The organism is Ewingella allii (genome assembly GCF_044430645.1).
In the GTDB taxonomy this organism is placed as follows: Bacteria; Pseudomonadota; Gammaproteobacteria; order Enterobacterales; family Enterobacteriaceae; genus Ewingella; species Ewingella allii.
On record NZ_JAWUDN010000003.1, the window covers coordinates 126,098 to 141,703 of the forward strand.

The 15,606-nt window shown below is 55.3% G+C and carries 14 protein-coding genes; 5 read left to right on the forward strand and 9 right to left on the reverse strand.

The window, feature by feature from the left end; translation table 11 throughout:
• Nucleotides 1–20: 20 nt before the first annotated feature.
• Both SBO83_RS09380 and SBO83_RS09385 read right to left on the reverse strand, forming a co-directional pair.
• On the reverse strand, nt 21–326 hold the full coding sequence (locus tag SBO83_RS09380; RefSeq protein WP_396131315.1) for an antibiotic biosynthesis monooxygenase: 306 nt from the start codon (nt 324–326) through the stop codon (nt 21–23).
• A 48-nt stretch (nt 327–374) separates the two neighbouring features.
• The gene (locus SBO83_RS09385) at nt 375–962 is read right to left on the reverse strand and encodes an NAD(P)H-dependent oxidoreductase (RefSeq protein ID WP_396131316.1); all 588 of its coding nucleotides are present in this window, start codon (nt 960–962) and stop codon (nt 375–377) included.
• Between the two features lie 330 nt (nt 963–1,292).
• Here SBO83_RS09385 and parC point away from each other — a divergent pair, with 330 nt between their 5' ends.
• From parC to ftsP, 3 genes are all read left to right on the forward strand, one after another.
• Nucleotides 1,293–3,566, forward strand: coding sequence for a DNA topoisomerase IV subunit A (gene parC, locus SBO83_RS09390; RefSeq protein WP_396131317.1), 2,274 nt, complete (start codon nt 1,293–1,295; stop codon nt 3,564–3,566).
• Between the two features lie 225 nt (nt 3,567–3,791).
• Nucleotides 3,792–4,535, forward strand: a complete 744-nt coding sequence (locus SBO83_RS09395) for a 1-acylglycerol-3-phosphate O-acyltransferase (RefSeq protein ID WP_353503438.1) — start codon at nt 3,792–3,794, stop codon at nt 4,533–4,535.
• Nucleotides 4,536–4,608: 73 nt separating this feature from the next.
• Entirely contained in the window at nt 4,609–6,024 is a 1,416-nt protein-coding gene (gene ftsP, locus SBO83_RS09400; protein WP_396131318.1) for a cell division protein FtsP, read from the forward strand.
• Nucleotides 6,025–6,089: 65 nt separating this feature from the next.
• On the opposite strand, the gene dkgA is transcribed toward ftsP, so the two are convergent.
• Both dkgA and ahr read right to left on the reverse strand, forming a co-directional pair.
• Complete coding sequence (dkgA, locus tag SBO83_RS09405; protein ID WP_396131319.1) at nt 6,090–6,911, reverse strand: 2,5-didehydrogluconate reductase DkgA; 822 nt, start codon at nt 6,909–6,911, stop codon at nt 6,090–6,092.
• A gap of 57 nt (nt 6,912–6,968) precedes the next feature.
• Nucleotides 6,969–8,009, reverse strand: coding sequence for an NADPH-dependent aldehyde reductase Ahr (gene ahr / locus SBO83_RS09410; RefSeq protein WP_353503436.1), 1,041 nt, complete (start codon nt 8,007–8,009; stop codon nt 6,969–6,971).
• Nucleotides 8,010–8,193: 184 nt separating this feature from the next.
• On the opposite strand from ahr, the gene SBO83_RS09415 reads away from it, so the two are divergent.
• Nucleotides 8,194–9,120: an AraC family transcriptional regulator gene (locus tag SBO83_RS09415; protein ID WP_353503435.1), complete on the forward strand. Its 927-nt coding sequence runs from the start codon at nt 8,194–8,196 to the stop codon at nt 9,118–9,120.
• A gap of 53 nt (nt 9,121–9,173) precedes the next feature.
• Here the strand turns inward: SBO83_RS09415 and SBO83_RS09420 are convergent, their stop codons facing one another.
• The 5 genes from SBO83_RS09420 to SBO83_RS09440 all read right to left on the reverse strand — a co-directional run bounded on the left by SBO83_RS09420 (nt 9,174) and on the right by SBO83_RS09440 (nt 14,204).
• Nucleotides 9,174–9,866, reverse strand: coding sequence for a VTT domain-containing protein (locus SBO83_RS09420; protein ID WP_396131320.1), 693 nt, complete (start codon nt 9,864–9,866; stop codon nt 9,174–9,176).
• A gap of 120 nt (nt 9,867–9,986) precedes the next feature.
• Complete coding sequence (metC, locus tag SBO83_RS09425) at nt 9,987–11,201, reverse strand: cystathionine beta-lyase (protein ID WP_396131321.1); 1,215 nt, start codon at nt 11,199–11,201, stop codon at nt 9,987–9,989.
• A gap of 138 nt (nt 11,202–11,339) precedes the next feature.
• On the reverse strand, nt 11,340–12,632 hold the full coding sequence (locus SBO83_RS09430) for a TRAP transporter large permease (protein ID WP_353503433.1): 1,293 nt from the start codon (nt 12,630–12,632) through the stop codon (nt 11,340–11,342).
• A gap of 25 nt (nt 12,633–12,657) precedes the next feature.
• The gene (locus SBO83_RS09435) at nt 12,658–13,170 is read right to left on the reverse strand and encodes a TRAP transporter small permease subunit (RefSeq protein WP_396131322.1); all 513 of its coding nucleotides are present in this window, start codon (nt 13,168–13,170) and stop codon (nt 12,658–12,660) included.
• A gap of 56 nt (nt 13,171–13,226) precedes the next feature.
• Entirely contained in the window at nt 13,227–14,204 is a 978-nt protein-coding gene (locus SBO83_RS09440; protein ID WP_396131323.1) for a TRAP transporter substrate-binding protein, read from the reverse strand.
• 471 nt (nt 14,205–14,675) lie between these two features.
• On the opposite strand from SBO83_RS09440, the gene exbB reads away from it, so the two are divergent.
• Nucleotides 14,676–15,605: a tol-pal system-associated acyl-CoA thioesterase gene (gene exbB, locus SBO83_RS09445; protein WP_353504030.1), complete on the forward strand. Its 930-nt coding sequence runs from the start codon at nt 14,676–14,678 to the stop codon at nt 15,603–15,605.
• Nucleotide 15,606: the final 1 nt, after the last annotated feature.

Here is a 15,606-nt window from a genome sequence, read left to right on the forward strand (position 1 = left end):
CAGCTAGCGCCAGCCGGTGATCAGGCTTTTTCGATGATGTTGATCACCACATCTTGCACGTCAGCCTTGATGTTTTCGCGGTGCGCGTTCATGTGCGCAGCCTGCTGGTGTGCTTCGAGGTGCGCGAGGCTTTCCCACTCTTCCACCATGAAAACAGAATCTGGTGCGCTTTTGCGCCACGGAATCTGGCCGCTGATATCAGTGAAAGGATCGTAGCGGTGACAACCCTCTTCGGCCAGAACGCTTGGCAGCAGGGCGTTGATCTTTTCCAGAACCGCGTCGCGGCGGCCCGGTTTCATGATGATTTCAGCAATAACAGTGATCATAACAACCTCTTGTTTGAAACCTGACAGGCTTCTCAATGAACCTCTAAACTATGCGCGACCAAACACATTTTCAAGGTGTGCGCGATATGCAGCGAAATAACCGTCGATATCAGGCTGCTTAATCACGTCATTACAGATAAAGGTCGGCAGGCCGTGCATACCCAGGAACTGATTAGCTTTGTGCTGCGCCAGATACACGCCGTCGACGCCCACGCCGTGGAAGAACTGCTCTTTATCTTCGAAAGCTTCCAGCGGAGCATTCCAGGTCAGAGAAAGCATGTAGCTTTTGCCTTGCAGCAAGCCGCCTGAGCCGTATTTCTGCGATGCATCTGAACGGGTGCGGCCATCGCTGGCGTACAGCTTGCCGTGGCCTTCGGTGAAGATCTCATCGACGTATTTTTTCAGCGTCCACGGCATACCCATCCACCAGCCCGGTTGCTGATAAATCACGGTATCGGCCCACAGGTAGTTCTCAATCTCGGTCGGGATGTCATAACCGTCTTCCAGCGTGGTCACGCGCACGTTGTGTCCGGCTTCGGTCAGGACGGAGTGGCCGAGTTTGGTCAGGCTAATGTTCAATGCGCCTTTTGAGTGGGCAAAGGTTTTACCTGCGTTAATAATCAAAATGTTGCTCATAGGGAGTGCCTCGTTGGTAAACTGTTGTCCAACAGTTTACTGAAGCATTGGCCTGAGAAAAATGTGCGCTAGAGCACAAGACTATGGACTAAAATGCAATAAACCTTCGCAGAATCGCCTGTTTTTATCATTTAATGCCCTTTTGCAGCTCGGCCAGACGTTAAGCCTTCGGCGCGCAGGTTTTGTAATTCTGCCGATAAAGAGAGTGGCTGTGACAGCCATGCGCCGGATGATGTACTATCGCCAACATTATTGCCTCGTGGCACGCCCGCGAGCGTAAGCTTTCTAAATAGAGAAACCATCACGCCACGGTTTTGAGGATGAAACATAATGAGCGAAATAACTCATGACGGGACAGAGCGTCTAGCTCTGCACACGTTTACTGAGAACGCCTATCTCAACTATTCCATGTACGTGATCATGGACCGCGCGCTGCCGTTTATTGGTGACGGCCTCAAGCCGGTTCAGCGCCGTATCATTTATGCGATGTCCGAACTTGGCCTGAATAACAACGCTAAATTCAAGAAATCGGCACGTACCGTCGGTGACGTATTAGGTAAATATCACCCGCACGGCGACAGTGCTTGTTATGAAGCGATGGTGCTGATGGCGCAGCCGTTCTCTTACCGCTACCCGCTGGTGGATGGTCAGGGGAACTGGGGTGCGCCGGATGATCCGAAGTCCTTCGCCGCCATGCGTTATACCGAATCGCGCCTGTCGAAGTACGCCGATGTTCTGCTGCGCGAGCTGGGTCAGGGCACCGTGGACTACGTGCCGAACTTCGATGGCACCATGCAAGAGCCAAAAACCTTGCCTGCGCGCCTGCCGAATATCCTGCTCAACGGCACCACGGGGATTGCCGTGGGCATGGCGACGGATATTCCTCCGCACAACATCCGCGAAGTGGCCGCCGCCGCCGTCGCCCTGCTGGAAAAGCCGGGCAGCTCGCTGGAAGATTTGCTGGAGTTCGTGCAGGGGCCTGACTTCCCAACCGAAGCCGAAATCATTACGCCGCGTAACGAAATTCGTAAGATTTACGAGTCCGGCAAAGGCTCGGTGCGCATGCGCGCCGTGTGGAATAAAGAAGACGGCAGCGCGGTGATCACCGCCTTGCCGCATCAGGTTTCTGGCGCGAAAGTGCTGGAGCAGATCGCCAACCAAATGCGCAACAAAAAGCTGCCAATGGTTGAAGATTTGCGTGACGAATCTGACCACGAGAACCCGACGCGTCTGGTTATCGTGCCGCGCTCCAACCGTGTGGATCTGGATCAGGTGATGAATCACCTGTTCGCCACCACCGATCTGGAACGCAGCTATCGCATCAACATGAACATGATTGGCCTCGACAACCGTCCTTCGGTGAAAGGGCTGGTTGAGATCCTGCGCGAATGGCTGGACTACCGCCGCGAAACGGTGCGTCGCCGCCTGAACTATCGCCTCGATAAAGTGCTCAAGCGTCTGCATATCCTTGAAGGTTTGCTGATTGCCTTCCTCAATATCGATGAAGTCATTCATATCATTCGTACCGAAGATGAGCCGAAGCCGGTGCTGATGGCGCGTTATGAGCTGAGTGAGACGCAGGCCGAAGCCATTCTTGAGTTGAAATTGCGCCACTTGGCGAAACTCGAAGAGATGAAGATTCGCGGTGAGCAGGACGAACTGGCGAAAGAGCGCGATCAGCTGCAAGCGTTGTTGGGTTCTGAGCGCAAGCTGAGCACCTTGATTCGCAAAGAGATTCAGGCCGACGCCGAAGCCTATGGCGACGACCGCCGCTCGCCAATTACCGAGCGCGAAGAAGCCAAAGCCATGAGCGAGCACGACTTCGTGCCTTCCGAACCTGTGACTATCGTCCTGTCCGAAATGGGCTGGGTGCGCAGTGCGAAAGGCCATGATATCGACGCCAGCGGGCTAAGCTACAAAGCGGGGGACAGCTTCCGCGCCGCCGCCAAAGGTAAGAGTAACCAGCCGGTGGTGTTTATCGACTCTACCGGGCGCAGCTATGCGCTGGACCCAACCACGCTGCCATCGGCGCGCGGGCAGGGCGAGCCATTAACCGGCAAGCTGACACCGCCACCGGGTGCTACTATTGAACAAGTGTTGATGGCCGCTGACGACCAGAAACTGTTGATGGCTTCGGACGCGGGCTACGGCTTCGTTTGTACCTTCAATGATCTGGTGGCGCGTAACCGCGCCGGTAAAGCGATGATCACCTTGCCGGACAACGCTAAGGCGCTGCCGCCAATCGAACTGCACGGCGAAGACGACATGTTGCTGTCTATCACCGCTGCCGGTCGTATGCTGCTGTTCCCGGTTGCCGACCTGCCGCAGCTGTCGAAGGGCAAAGGTAATAAAATTGTTTCAATTCCTGCGGCGCAGGCGGCGTCGGGCGAAGACAAACTGGTGTGGTTGCTGGTCTTAGCGCCGCAAACTTCGCTAACCTTGTATGTCGGTAAGCGTAAATTGACCCTGCGTCCGGAAGAGCTACAGAAATTCCGTGCAGAACGTGGTCGTAAAGGAACCCTGTTGCCGCGCGGCTTGCAGCGCATAGACCGCGTTGAAGTGGATTCCCCGGTAGTAAAATCATCAGGTAACAGCGAAGAGTAACTCGCCGAAGCCCAGAGTAAATGCTGAATTATTCAGGGCACCTTTGTGCCCTGAATGCTTTACAAAACTCCGCGAATTTGAAGTTGTTGCCTAGCGCAAAAATTTTACAAATGTATCAACAAAACCGTTGTGTCATGCTGGCTGAGGCCTGAGAATAGCCCGGCGCAGAGGGAAGGGAGCCGCAAGACGTCTTGCCTGCTTCGGCTGTATGCTTAAGAGGATGTTATGTTATTTATTTTGCGTCTGATCATCGTCGTTCTTTATTCAATTCTGCTAAGTATTTTGGGTTGTATCTACTGCCTGTTTAGCCCGCGAAATCCAAAACACGTGGCGACATTTGGTCATATGTTCGGGCGTCTGGCCCCGGTGTTGGGTATTACCGTTGAAAAACGTATCCCAGCCGAAGCGGCGCATTATGGTAAATGCATTTATATTGCTAACCACCAGAACAACTTCGACATGGTGACTGCCTCAAGCGTGGTGCAGCCGCGTACAGTGACCGTGGGTAAAAAGAGTCTGGTGTGGATCCCGTTCTTCGGCCAACTATACTGGCTGACGGGCAACTTGTTGATTGACCGTGATAACCGCGCCAAAGCGCACGGCACCATCTCGCAGGTGGTTAATCACATCAACAAGAAGAACATTTCGATTTGGATGTTCCCGGAAGGGACCCGCAGCCGCGGTCGTGGCCTGATGCCATTCAAAACCGGCGCTTTCCACGCGGCGATTTCAGCCGGCGTGCCTATCGTGCCCATTTGTGTTTCCAACACCAGCAATAAAATTAAATTAAACCGTTGGTCAAACGGTCTGGTGATTGTCGAGATGCTGCCGCCGGTGGATACCTCCCAGTACGGCAAAGAGCGTCTGCGCGACCTGTCTAACCACTGCCATCAGATCATGGCGGATAAAATTGCCGAGCTGGATGCTGAAGTTGCCCAGCGTGAAGCCGCGGCAAAAGCCAAAAAGTAAACCTTTTCCGCCTGCCGCCAATGAAGGTAGCAGGCGATTTACACAGCTTTGATTTTGTTTTCATGGAGAAGATATGTCACTCAGTCGTCGCTCATTCCTGCAAGCAACCGCAGTGGCTTTAGCCGCGGGCGCGTTGCCACTGAGGGCAAATGCGAATGGACCGCAGCCTGTTTTACCCGTTCCACCGCTTATCGAATCCCGTCGTGGTCAGCCCCTGTTTCTGACCATGCAAGCTGCGCACTGGTCATTCCTTGGCGGCAATAAGGCACCCGTTTGGGGCTTTAACGGCATGTACCTTGGGCCGACGGTGCGCGTCTACAACGGCGACGACGTCAAACTTATCTACAGCAACCGCCTGTCTGAATCTGTCTCAATGACCGTCAGCGGCTTGCAGGTACCCGGCACCCTGAGCGGGGGCGCGGCGCGCATGATTTCGCCCAACGTCGACTGGTCCCCGGTGCTGCCCATTCGTCAGGCCGCCGCCACCTGCTGGTATCACGCCAATACGCCAAATCGCATGGCGCCGCACGTGTATAACGGGCTGGCGGGCATGTGGCTGGTGGAAGATGAATTCAGCAAAAACCTGCCGTTGCCGAACCACTACGGCGTGGACGATTTCCCGATTATCATCCAAGACAAGCGTCTGGATAACTTCGGCGTGCCGCAGTACGACATGCCTTCTTCCGGCGGCTTTATTGGCGACACCATGCTGGTTAACGGCGTGCAAAGCCCCTATGTCGAAGTGTCACGCGGCTGGGTGCGCCTGCGCCTGCTCAACGCGTCCAATGCCCGTCGTTATGAGTTGAGCATGACCGACAACCGCGCGTTCCACGTGATTGGCTCGGACCTCGGTTTCCTGCCCGCGCCGGTCACCGTCCAGCGCCTGTCGCTGGCACCGGGCGAGCGCCGCGAAGTGCTGATCGATATGTCGCAGGGCGACGAAGTGTCCATCACCGCCGGTGAAGCGGCGAGCGTGATGCAGCGTCTTCGCGGCCTGTTCGAGCCGTCAAGCATTCTGGTTTCCACCCTGGTGCTAACCTTAAAACCGACCGGCCTGCTGCCGCTGGTGACTGACAACCTGCCAATGCGCTTGCTGGCGGACCAGATCCTTGGCGGCAGCGTGGTGCGCACCCGTGAGTTCCGTCTGGGCGACAGTCAGCCGGGCATTAATGGTTCCATCTGGGACATTAACCGTATTGATACTACCGTGCAGCAAGGCTCGTGGGAGCGCTGGAATATCCACGCTGACCTGCCGCAGTCCTTTACCGTGCAGGGCGTCTCCTTCCTGGTGAAAAGCGTCAACGGCGCCGCGCCGCTGATTGAAGATGCCGGTTTCAAAGACACGGTGTGGGTGGATGGCGACGTGGAACTGCTGGTGTACTTCAATCAGGCATCATTCGAGCACTTCCCGTTCCTGTACCAGAGCGGCACGCTGGAGATGGCGGATCGCGGGTCGACCGGGCAAATGCTCGCAACGCCGTCGATGTAGGTTCACAGATTAATGGACATAAAAAAACCCGCCTCGGCGGGTTTTTGCTTTTGAGCACGGCTCAATTACATGGTGTCAGGGTCCGGGCCTAAGCGTTTGTTCAGATCCAACTTGGCGATCTCCGCCAGTTCTTCTCTTTCCAGTTTGAAATCAAATACGTCGAAGTTTTCATGGATGCGTTTAGGCGTTACTGACTTAGGAATCACAATCAAACCATTGTCGAGGTGCCAGCGAATCACCACTTGCGCCGGGGTTTTCTCGTATTTCTCTGCCAGTTTCTGGATCAGCGCCTGATCGAATACCCCTTCGCCACCCTGAGCCAGCGGGCTCCAGGATTCCGTCGCGATATTATGGGTGGCATTCCACGCGTGAAGCTGGCGCTGTTGCAGCATAGGGTGCAGCTCAATCTGGTTCACCACCGGGAAGATGCCGGTTTCGTCTTTCAGCTTTTGCAGGTGGGGAATGTTGAAGTTACACACGCCGACGCTTTTCGCCAGACCCTGCTCCTTCAGCTTAAGGATCTGCTTCCAGGCTTCGACATAGTTACCTTCGTCCGGCTTCGGCCAGTGGATCAAATAGAGATCGACATAGTCCAGACGCAGCTTCTTCAGGCTCTCCTCGAGGGCTTTCTCGGCGTGCAACTGATCGTCATTCCACAGTTTGGTGGTGATGAACAGCTCTTCGCGCGGCACATTAATGCCACTGAGTGCTTCGCCGACGCCTTCCTCGTTTTTATAAATGGCAGCAGTATCAATGTGGCGGTAGCCGGCATTGATGGCCGTCGTCACAGCATTGCTTGCCTCTTCGTTACTGGCTTTCCATACGCCGAGTCCGAGCTGCGGCATCTTGTTGCCATCGTGAAGCTTGATGTTGGGTTGCGTTGCCATGAGTTTCTCCTTTACGGGTTTAACTAAGTTAGCTAATTACTTTGACTGCAGTTTTTATCATGCGTTCATATCTAGAATGACTCGGTAGCGCGCCTTGCCATCCTCCAAGTGCTTCACAGCATCATTGATTTTGCTGATAGGGAAGTGCTCGACCTGCGGGGTGATCTGATGACGGGCGCAGAACGCGAGCATATCCGCCAGACGTGACGGGGAGCCGGTGGGTGAACCGGAAATTTCGGCCTGTTTGCTGATGAGCGCCATGACGTGCACCGGCACGGCTTCAGGCACGACGCCAACAAAGTGCAGACGGCCTTTCGGTGCGAGAGTGGCGATAATGGCATCCCAATCCAGCGAGGCGTTGGCGGTGACCATAATGAAGTCCAGCTGACCGGCGATCTTCTTCAAATCTGCCTGGTCGCGGGTAGCAATAACGCGGTGCGCCCCGAGGGAAAGGGCTTCATCGCGCTTGGCCGTTGATGAGGTAAATGCCGTCACTTCGCAGCCCCACGCGTTGAGGAAGCGCACCGCCATATGGCCCAAACCGCCGATGCCGATCACCCCCACGCGATGGGTTGGCAGCACGCCAAATTGCAGTAACGGGTTGAAAACGGTGATACCGCCGCAGAACAGCGGACCGGCGCTGGTGACCTCTACGCCTTCTGGCAGGGGGATAGCCCACGCCCAGTGACTGCGAATTTTATCGGCAAAGCCGCCGTGATGGCCGATGATGGTCGCTTCGACATCGTGGCACAGATGCTGGTCGCCCGAAATACAGGGATGGCAGTGCATACAGCTGCCGCGATTCCAGCCTACGCCGACCGTTTGCCCGACTTTCAACCCTTTATTGCGCGCGTGGTCACCCAATTTGGTGATTTTCCCCACCACTTCGTGTCCCGGAACAAAGGGGTATTGCGTGATCCCCCAGTCATTATTCAACATCGACAGATCAGAGTGGCACACGCCACAGTAATCAATGGCGACTTCAATCTCTTCATCACCGATAGGGCCAGCGTCGAAAGCAAACTTCTCCAGCGGGCTGCCTGCACTGGCGGCGGCCCAGGCATTAAAGGTATTTTCTGCGGCTTTAGATCCGGACATAACTCTCTCCAATCCTGTGATTTACTCATAAAGCCTAGCAGCTAACCTTGGTTCTGCTGGTTTCAGATGTGACTAAGTGATGCCCATTTCTGCCTAAGACTTGCCTGTTTCTACTGGCGACTGTAGAAAGCCGCGCGCGCGTGGCAGAATTAATGTCGGATCATTGAAAGTGAGGAAGGTCAGAATGGAATATGTTGAGCGTCTTTGCTCGAATCTGGCGGCACAGGTTGCGCGGATGAGTAGCGATAAGTTTCTCCACCATTCGACAGTGCCGCAGGTCACGCTGATGTATGCCGAAAAGCATCATCCGCGTACGCCCGTGCTCTACAACCCCGGAATAGTGATTCTGTTTCAGGGCAGCAAGGTTGGCTATCTGGGCAAGCGCACTTTCTCCTATGACCCGAAAAATTACCTGATGCTCACGGTGCCCTTGCCCTTTGAATGCGAAACCTTCGCCAGCGCCGAGCAGCCGATGGCCGGGATCCAGATCAGTATCAATACCGTGATGCTGCAAGATTTACTGATGGATATGGAAGAGGCGGGCTTTTCCGGGCAGAAGGATCAATCCTCGGGTATCAGCTCGGGCGTGCTGGATGAAGACATTCTTTGCGCCGCCGAGCGCCTGCTGGATTCGATGGAAAAGCCGCTGCGCGCCAAGGTGCTTGGCCCGCAGATCATCCGCGAAATCCTTTTCATGGTGCTGACTAGCGACAATGGCGGGGCGCTACAGGCCTTGGTGAACCGTCATACGCACTTCAGCCAGATCTCCAAAGCCTTGCGCCGCATTGAAACGCAATATGCGGAGAACCTGAGCGTGGAGCTGCTGGCCAGCGAAGTAAACATGAGCGTGTCGGCCTTCCACCATAATTTCAAAGCCGTCACCAGCACCTCGCCGCTGCAATATCTGAAAACCTATAGGTTACACAAGGCACGGATGATGATGATGTATGACGGTTTGAAGGCCAGCGCCGCGGCCCTGCGCGTGGGGTATGAGAGTGCTTCGCAGTTTAGCCGGGAGTTTAAACGCTACTTTGGCGTGACGCCGAGTGATGAAATTGCCCGTGCGCGGGAGAATAATGCCCTGCCGCTGGCCGGGACGCTCGCCGGTTAAAGCTGGCGACAGGCGACTTGCTATAAATACTGCGACAGATAAAAAGAAACCCGCTACTCGGCGGGTTTAGTTTTTGTGGAGCAGGCGGCCATGCGGCATTTGCGTTTCTTCCATATCACCAGCAGCCCGCCGACCAAGCCAATCACCAGCAACAGCACGGGTAAAATCATCAGCCCGGCCATCACCTGATCCTCGTGGCGTTTAACCAGCGGGATTTGGCTCAGGGCGTACCCCAAAGTGACCAAGGCTCCCACCCATAGCAGCGCGCTTAGCCAGTTGAACAGCTGGAAACGGGCATTACTCAGGCCTGAAATACCGGCCATGGTAGGCAGCAGGGTGCGGACAAACGCCAGAAAGCGACCCACCAGCAGCGCGGTTAAACCGTGCTGGATAAACATCTGATGCGCCCGCTGGTGGTAGTGCGTGGGGAGTTGCAGCAGCCAGCCGCGCACCACTTTGGTGTGGCCGAGCCAGCGCCCCTGAAGGTAACTCAGCCAGCAGCCAAGACTTGCCGCCACTACCAGAATAATCAGAGTAGGGACAAAACTCATCACGCCACGGGCAATCAGCGCGCCGGTCAGCAGCAGCAGGCTGTCCCCCGGCAGAAATGAAGCTGGGAGCAGACCATTTTCCAGAAACAGAGTGATAAATAATACGGCGTACACCACCCAAAGAACCTTCGGATCGGCGAGAACGCTAAAGTCATGCTGCCAGAGTGCATGAAGGATATCGATAAGTACTGCCATAGTCTGTCCTGTCAGAGTGCTGAAAAACGACAACGTGGCTAGTGTAACGCAGATCCGCACCCCGTGGGTTGATCTGTCATAGACAGAAAGCACCCAAAACCGTGCCTTCTGTAACAATCCTTATACTGAAGTGGCAATGCGTGCGAAACCGGCGTCCAGATCTTCAATCAGATCTTCGACGTTCTCCAGCCCGATATGCAAGCGCACCAGCGTGCCGGTGAAATCCACGGTTTCCGCCGGGCGAATGGCTTGAATCTCTTCTGGCTGATTAGCCAAAATCAGTGATTCAAAGCCGCCCCACGAGTAGGCCATGCTGAAATGCGCGAAGTTGTCGAGATAGTCTGCCAGCTGTTGGCCGTTCAGGCGATCTTTCAGCACGAAGGAGAACAGGCCGCAGCTGCCGGTGAAATCTCGCTTCCAGAACTCATGGCCCTTACTGCCCGGCAGCGCAGGGTGATTGACCACCGCCACTTCAGGACGTTCGCTCAGCCACTGCGCCACGCGAATGCTGCTCTCTTCATGCTGGCGTAGGCGGATGCCCAGCGTGCGCAGGCCGCGGCTGGCGACATAGGCGGTGTCGGCATCGACCATTTGGCCCATCAGATAAGAGTGCTCGCGAAGCTGCTCCCAACAGCGCTCGTTGGCCACGGCGGTGCCGATCATCGCGTCGGAGTGGCCGATGATGTACTTGGTGCCCGCCTGAATGGAAATATCGATGTCGAAATCCAGTGCTTTAAACAGAATGCCCGCCGCCCAGGTGTTGTCGATCATGATGATCACCTCCGGCGACACGGCGCGAACCGCACGCACCATCGCGGGCAGATCCGGCATCTCCATGGTGATCGAGCCGGGCGCTTCGAGGAATACTACTTTAGTGTTTGGCTGCATCAGGGAGCCAAGGTTTTCGCCGATATCCGCCGGGAAATAGGTAGTGCTGACGCCAAGCTTGCGCAGCACTTTTTCGGCGAAGTCTTGGGTCGGCTCATAGGCCGAGCTGGCCACCAGAATGTGGTCGCCGGTGGAGACAAACGACAGGATGGCGTTGCTGACCGCCGCCGCGCCGCATGGGTAGAGCACGCAGCCCGCGCCACCTTCCAGCTCGACCATGGCTTGCTGGAATGAGAAGTGAGTCAGGGTGCCGCGACGGCCATAAAACAGCTCGCCGTTGGCGCGATTCTTGGTGGCAAACTTCTTCTCTTCTACCGAGTTAAACACCAGAGAAGAGGCGCGCTGGATCACGGCATTAACCGAGCCCAGCGTATATTTTTTGTCGCGCCCGGCGCTGACCAAAGTGGTTTCAATTTTTTTGGAAGAGATGGCTTTCTTAGAAGACATGATGCCTGTTCACCCTGTTAGTGTTTTTAAGCTCGTGCCTCGCGGCACGAGTCTTTTTCTTTAACTTAACATGATGATTAGGCTGGATCAGGTTTTGCCTGCATGTATGAGAAAATTTCAGTCTCTTTGCGACTTGGGCTAGCCCGTATAGACCCCGAACAGCTTCGGCAGCGTCAGGGAAATAGCCGGAATGTAAGTCACCATCATCAACACGGCGAACAGCACCAGATAGAACGGCAGCATGGCTTTCACCACTTTCTCAATGCTCTGTTTACTCACCGCGCTGGCGACAAACAGCACCGACCCTACCGGCGGCGTGATCAGCCCGATCCCCAGGTTAACCAGCATGATCATGCCGAAATGCACAGGATCTATGCCCAGCGAGTTGATGACCGGCAGCAATACTGGCGTGAGGATCAGGATGATTGGCGCCATGTCCATCAGCGTGCCGATCAGCAGCAGCATGATGTTGATCCACATGAGAATGACGTACTTGTTGTCCGAAATGCTGGTGAAGAAGTCGGTGATGCGCATCGGCAGCTGCATGTAGGTCATCACGGCACCGAAGGCGGCGGCAAAACCAATCAAAATCATCACGATACTGACGGTTTTCACTGTCCGGTACATCAATTTTGGCAGCTCAGACCATTTGTAGTCGCGGTAGATAAACATGGTGACGAAGAAGGACCACAGGCAGGCGATGGCGGCGGATTCGGTGGCGGTAAAGACGCCGCTGAGAATACCGCCCATGATGATGACCACGGTCATCAGGCCCCACAGGGTGTCGACGAAAATCTTCAACGCCTGCTTAAACGGCACGCGCTCGCCTTTCGGATAGCCCCGTTTATGGGCGAATACCACGCACATCACCATCAGCGTCAGGCTGAGCAGCAGCCCCGGCAGGATACCGGCGATGAACAGCGCGGCAATCGACACCGTGCCGCCCGTCGCCAGCGAGTAAATCACCGAGTTATGGCTGGGCGGCGTTAAAATGGCCTGCACCGAGCCGCTGGCGGTTACCGCCGCGGCGAAGTCGCGCGGATAGCCCTTCTTCTCCATCTCCGGGATCATCACCGAGCCGATAGAGGCCGTGTCGGCCACCGACGAGCCGGAGATCGCGCCGAAGAAGGTGGACGCGACGATATTCACCAGCGACAGCCCGCCGCGAATAAAGCCGACAAATATGTACGCGAAGCTCACCAGACGGCGCGCAATGCCGCCTTCCGCCATGATCGCCCCGGCCAAAATAAAGAACGGAATTGCCAGCAGTGAGAACTTGTTTACGCCGTTGGTCAGTTGGATCATCAAGGCTTCCAGCGGCAGATCAATCCACAGCGCGCCCGCGACGGCGCTCAAACCCACGGCGTAAGCCACCGGCACGCCGATGGCCAGCATTACCCCCAGCGTTAAGAGTAAAATTAATGCATCCACGATGTCGTCTCCAAGAATAGGGCTATCAGGCTTCGGTATTACCCATTTGCACCACCGGACGGTGGCCTTGAGGGCCGGCAAAAATCTGCTCGATGATAAACAGCACGGTGAGCGCAGAGCCTATTGGCAGCGGCAGGTAGGTCTGTCCGGCGGTCAGCAGCGGGAACTCAGCCACCGGCTGATGCCACATTTCGCTGCACAGCAGCAGGCTGTACCAGAAGATGAACAGGCTGATCGCCAGCATCATGATGTCGGCCAGCAGGGCGGAGAATTTTTTCAAAGCGGGCGGCAGGCGATCGGTCACCATCGCCACCATGATGTGCGAACCGGCGCGGTACGCCACCGCAGCGCCAACAAAGGTGAAGGTCACCATGCACATAATGGCAATGGGTTCCGGCCATGACAGGGCGCTATTGAGCACGTAGCGGGCAAAAATGCCGATGGGGATAACGGCGACCATAAACAGCAGGGCAATGCCTGCCAGCCACATGGCACAAATGTAGAGAAAGTCCATCAAACGCTGATAGCTAGAAAGCATAAAACCTCCCCAAAGGGTGCGCAAAAAACGAGGCAGGCGGGCTGCCTCATCTCAAGTTATTGAACGTCGGCAATTTGCTGCATCAGGTCTTCATGACCCTTGCCGAATTCGTCACGCACCGACTGGGTGGCTTTGAAGTAAGGCTGAGTGTCGATGTCGTAAAACTTCACGCCACCGGCTTTCATTTTTGCCAAAGACTCGTCGTTATAGGTTTTCCACAGCTGGCGTTGCTCGTCTTGCGCCTCTTTGGCGAGTTTCAACATCAGCTGTTGATCGTCTTTGGACAGCTTGTCCCACTTCACTTTCGAGTAGAGGAACAGCTCAGGGATAATGAAGTGGCGGCTGTAGGTGTAGTTTTTCACCACCGGCAGGTAGTTATGGGCGACGAAAGTCGGCGGGTTGTTCTCCGTACCGTCAATCACCCCGGTTTGCATGCCGCTGAACACTTCACTGACGCCCATGGCGACGGGGTTGGCCCCCATGGCTTTCAGGGTGGCAAGCGCAATCGGACTGCCCTGAACGCGGATTTTCATCCCATGCAGATCGTCCGGCTTCACCACCGGCTGTTTGGTGATGAGGTTACGCGTGCCGCCATCCATCCAGCCGAGAAACACCAGTTTGGAGCTTGGGTTGTTGGTTATCTTGTCGCCAATTTCTTTACCGATTTTGCCATCCAGCACCTTGTGCATATGGTCTTCATCGCGGAAGACGTAAGGCAGGGTGAAGACGTTAATCTCAGGCAGAATCGAGGCCACCGGCGTCATGGAGACGCGGATAATATCCAGTGCGCCGATCTGCGCCTGTTCAATCTCCTGCTTTTCATCACCCAGTACGCCGCCGGGGAAGGTTTTAATTTCCAGTCGGCCATCGGTTTGTTGTTTGAGTTTTTCGCCCATCTTTTGCACGGCGACGACGTTGGGATAGCCCTGCGGATGGACATCCGCGGCTTTAATGGTTTGCGCCAGCAGGCTGTGGCTAAAAACTAGGGTCGCGGAACTCAGGCAAAGGCTGAGAAGTGCTTGCTGCATTTTCATCAGTTTGTCTCCAGGGTACTCAGTAAAAGTGAACATCAAAAAAGAGGGAATTGAATGACCTGCACGAAGACTGCCGGTGTCCGGTCTATGTCTTCACAAGCAAGATACCCGATTAGGTTTGTCGGTTATTTGAGCGTTATCACAAAGTGTAAACAGTTTTGAAATGTCATTACTTAATATTTAAAACATTGTTTTAATGTTTGAATGTGGCGGCAGCGTGTTGATTTCGGTGTGGATTTTTTCTGAAAGTGTGAAGTCGGTAAGATTGTGTGGTTTTTAATCGGCCATTTGAAAGCCTTGTTTTTGGTCAAAGACAGCGCCAGCGCTAGGCGCGATAATGTAAATAATAATGAGAACCACTATCAATTCGGGCTTTTAGTTTGCTATGATTTGGGGCTGTCTTTACCCATGAATAAACCCTTTAACACTGATTTTTGCTGGAGGCGACGCGTGAAAACGGCTCGCAATAATATGAAAAAAGTGGCGTCAGCTTTGATGTCCTTCGTTTTGGTAGCAGGTCTGAGTGGCACCGCGTTAGCAGCACCTTCTTCTCCTGCGGCCAACGCCGTCACGCAAACGGCTCAGCCTTCTGCAACGAACAGCAACGACGCGCCAACGGCAGTCACTCCGGTTAGCACCTCTTCTGAACCTACCGCCAATACCGCCGCGGTTCCGGTTATCCCGAAAGATCTTTCAGTTCTTGGCATGTATCACCACGCTGACGTCGTAGTGAAGACCGTGATGATTGGTCTGCTACTGGCCTCCGTCGTCACCTGGACGCTGCTGTTCAGCAAGGGCGCGGAAGTGTGGAGCGGTAAACGCCGCCTGCGCCGTGAGTTCTCCGCGCTGGCCGGTGCCCGCACCTTGGACGAAGCCGCTGAAGAAGCCGAAAGCTTCGCAGCCACCAGCATCAGCAGCCAAATGCTGCGTGACGCACAAAACGAGCTTGAGCTTTCTGCCGGTTCTACCGACAACGGCGGCATTAAAGATCGCACCAGCTTCCGCCTTGAGCGCCGTGTTAGCGCGGCGGGCCGCCACATGGGCCGGGGTAACGGTATTCTGGCGACCATCGGGGCGATTTCTCCGTTTGTCGGCCTGTTCGGCACCGTCTGGGGCATCATGAACAGCTTTATCGGTATCGCACAGACGCAAACCACCAACCTCGCGGTTGTGGCACCGGGCATCGCCGAAGCCCTGCTGGCAACGGCGGTTGGTCTGGTCGCGGCAATTCCTGCGGTGGTTATCTACAACATCTTCGCGCGTACCATTGCTTCTTACCGCCACCAAGTGGGTGACGTGGCGGCACAAATTTTACTGTTGCAAGGCCGTGATCTGGACCTGGCCGCGAGCGCGGGCGAAACGCCACGTCCTCAGGCAGACCGCCAGCTGCGCGTAGGGTAAT

Coding starts and splice junctions, on each gene's coding strand:
- SBO83_RS09380 (WP_396131315.1), bottom strand. CDS start 326: ATGATCACTGTTATTGCTGAAATCATCATGAAACCGGGCCGCCGCGAC.
- SBO83_RS09385 (WP_396131316.1), bottom strand. CDS start 962: ATGAGCAACATTTTGATTATTAACGCAGGTAAAACCTTTGCCCACTCA.
- parC (WP_396131317.1), top strand. CDS start 1,293: ATGAGCGAAATAACTCATGACGGGACAGAGCGTCTAGCTCTGCACACG.
- SBO83_RS09395 (WP_353503438.1), top strand. CDS start 3,792: ATGTTATTTATTTTGCGTCTGATCATCGTCGTTCTTTATTCAATTCTG.
- ftsP (WP_396131318.1), top strand. CDS start 4,609: ATGTCACTCAGTCGTCGCTCATTCCTGCAAGCAACCGCAGTGGCTTTA.
- dkgA (WP_396131319.1), bottom strand. CDS start 6,911: ATGGCAACGCAACCCAACATCAAGCTTCACGATGGCAACAAGATGCCG.
- ahr (WP_353503436.1), bottom strand. CDS start 8,009: ATGTCCGGATCTAAAGCCGCAGAAAATACCTTTAATGCCTGGGCCGCC.
- SBO83_RS09415 (WP_353503435.1), top strand. CDS start 8,194: ATGGAATATGTTGAGCGTCTTTGCTCGAATCTGGCGGCACAGGTTGCG.
- SBO83_RS09420 (WP_396131320.1), bottom strand. CDS start 9,866: ATGGCAGTACTTATCGATATCCTTCATGCACTCTGGCAGCATGACTTT.
- metC (WP_396131321.1), bottom strand. CDS start 11,201: ATGTCTTCTAAGAAAGCCATCTCTTCCAAAAAAATTGAAACCACTTTG.
- SBO83_RS09435 (WP_396131322.1), bottom strand. CDS start 13,170: ATGCTTTCTAGCTATCAGCGTTTGATGGACTTTCTCTACATTTGTGCC.
- SBO83_RS09440 (WP_396131323.1), bottom strand. CDS start 14,204: ATGAAAATGCAGCAAGCACTTCTCAGCCTTTGCCTGAGTTCCGCGACC.
- exbB (WP_353504030.1), top strand. CDS start 14,676: ATGAAAAAAGTGGCGTCAGCTTTGATGTCCTTCGTTTTGGTAGCAGGT.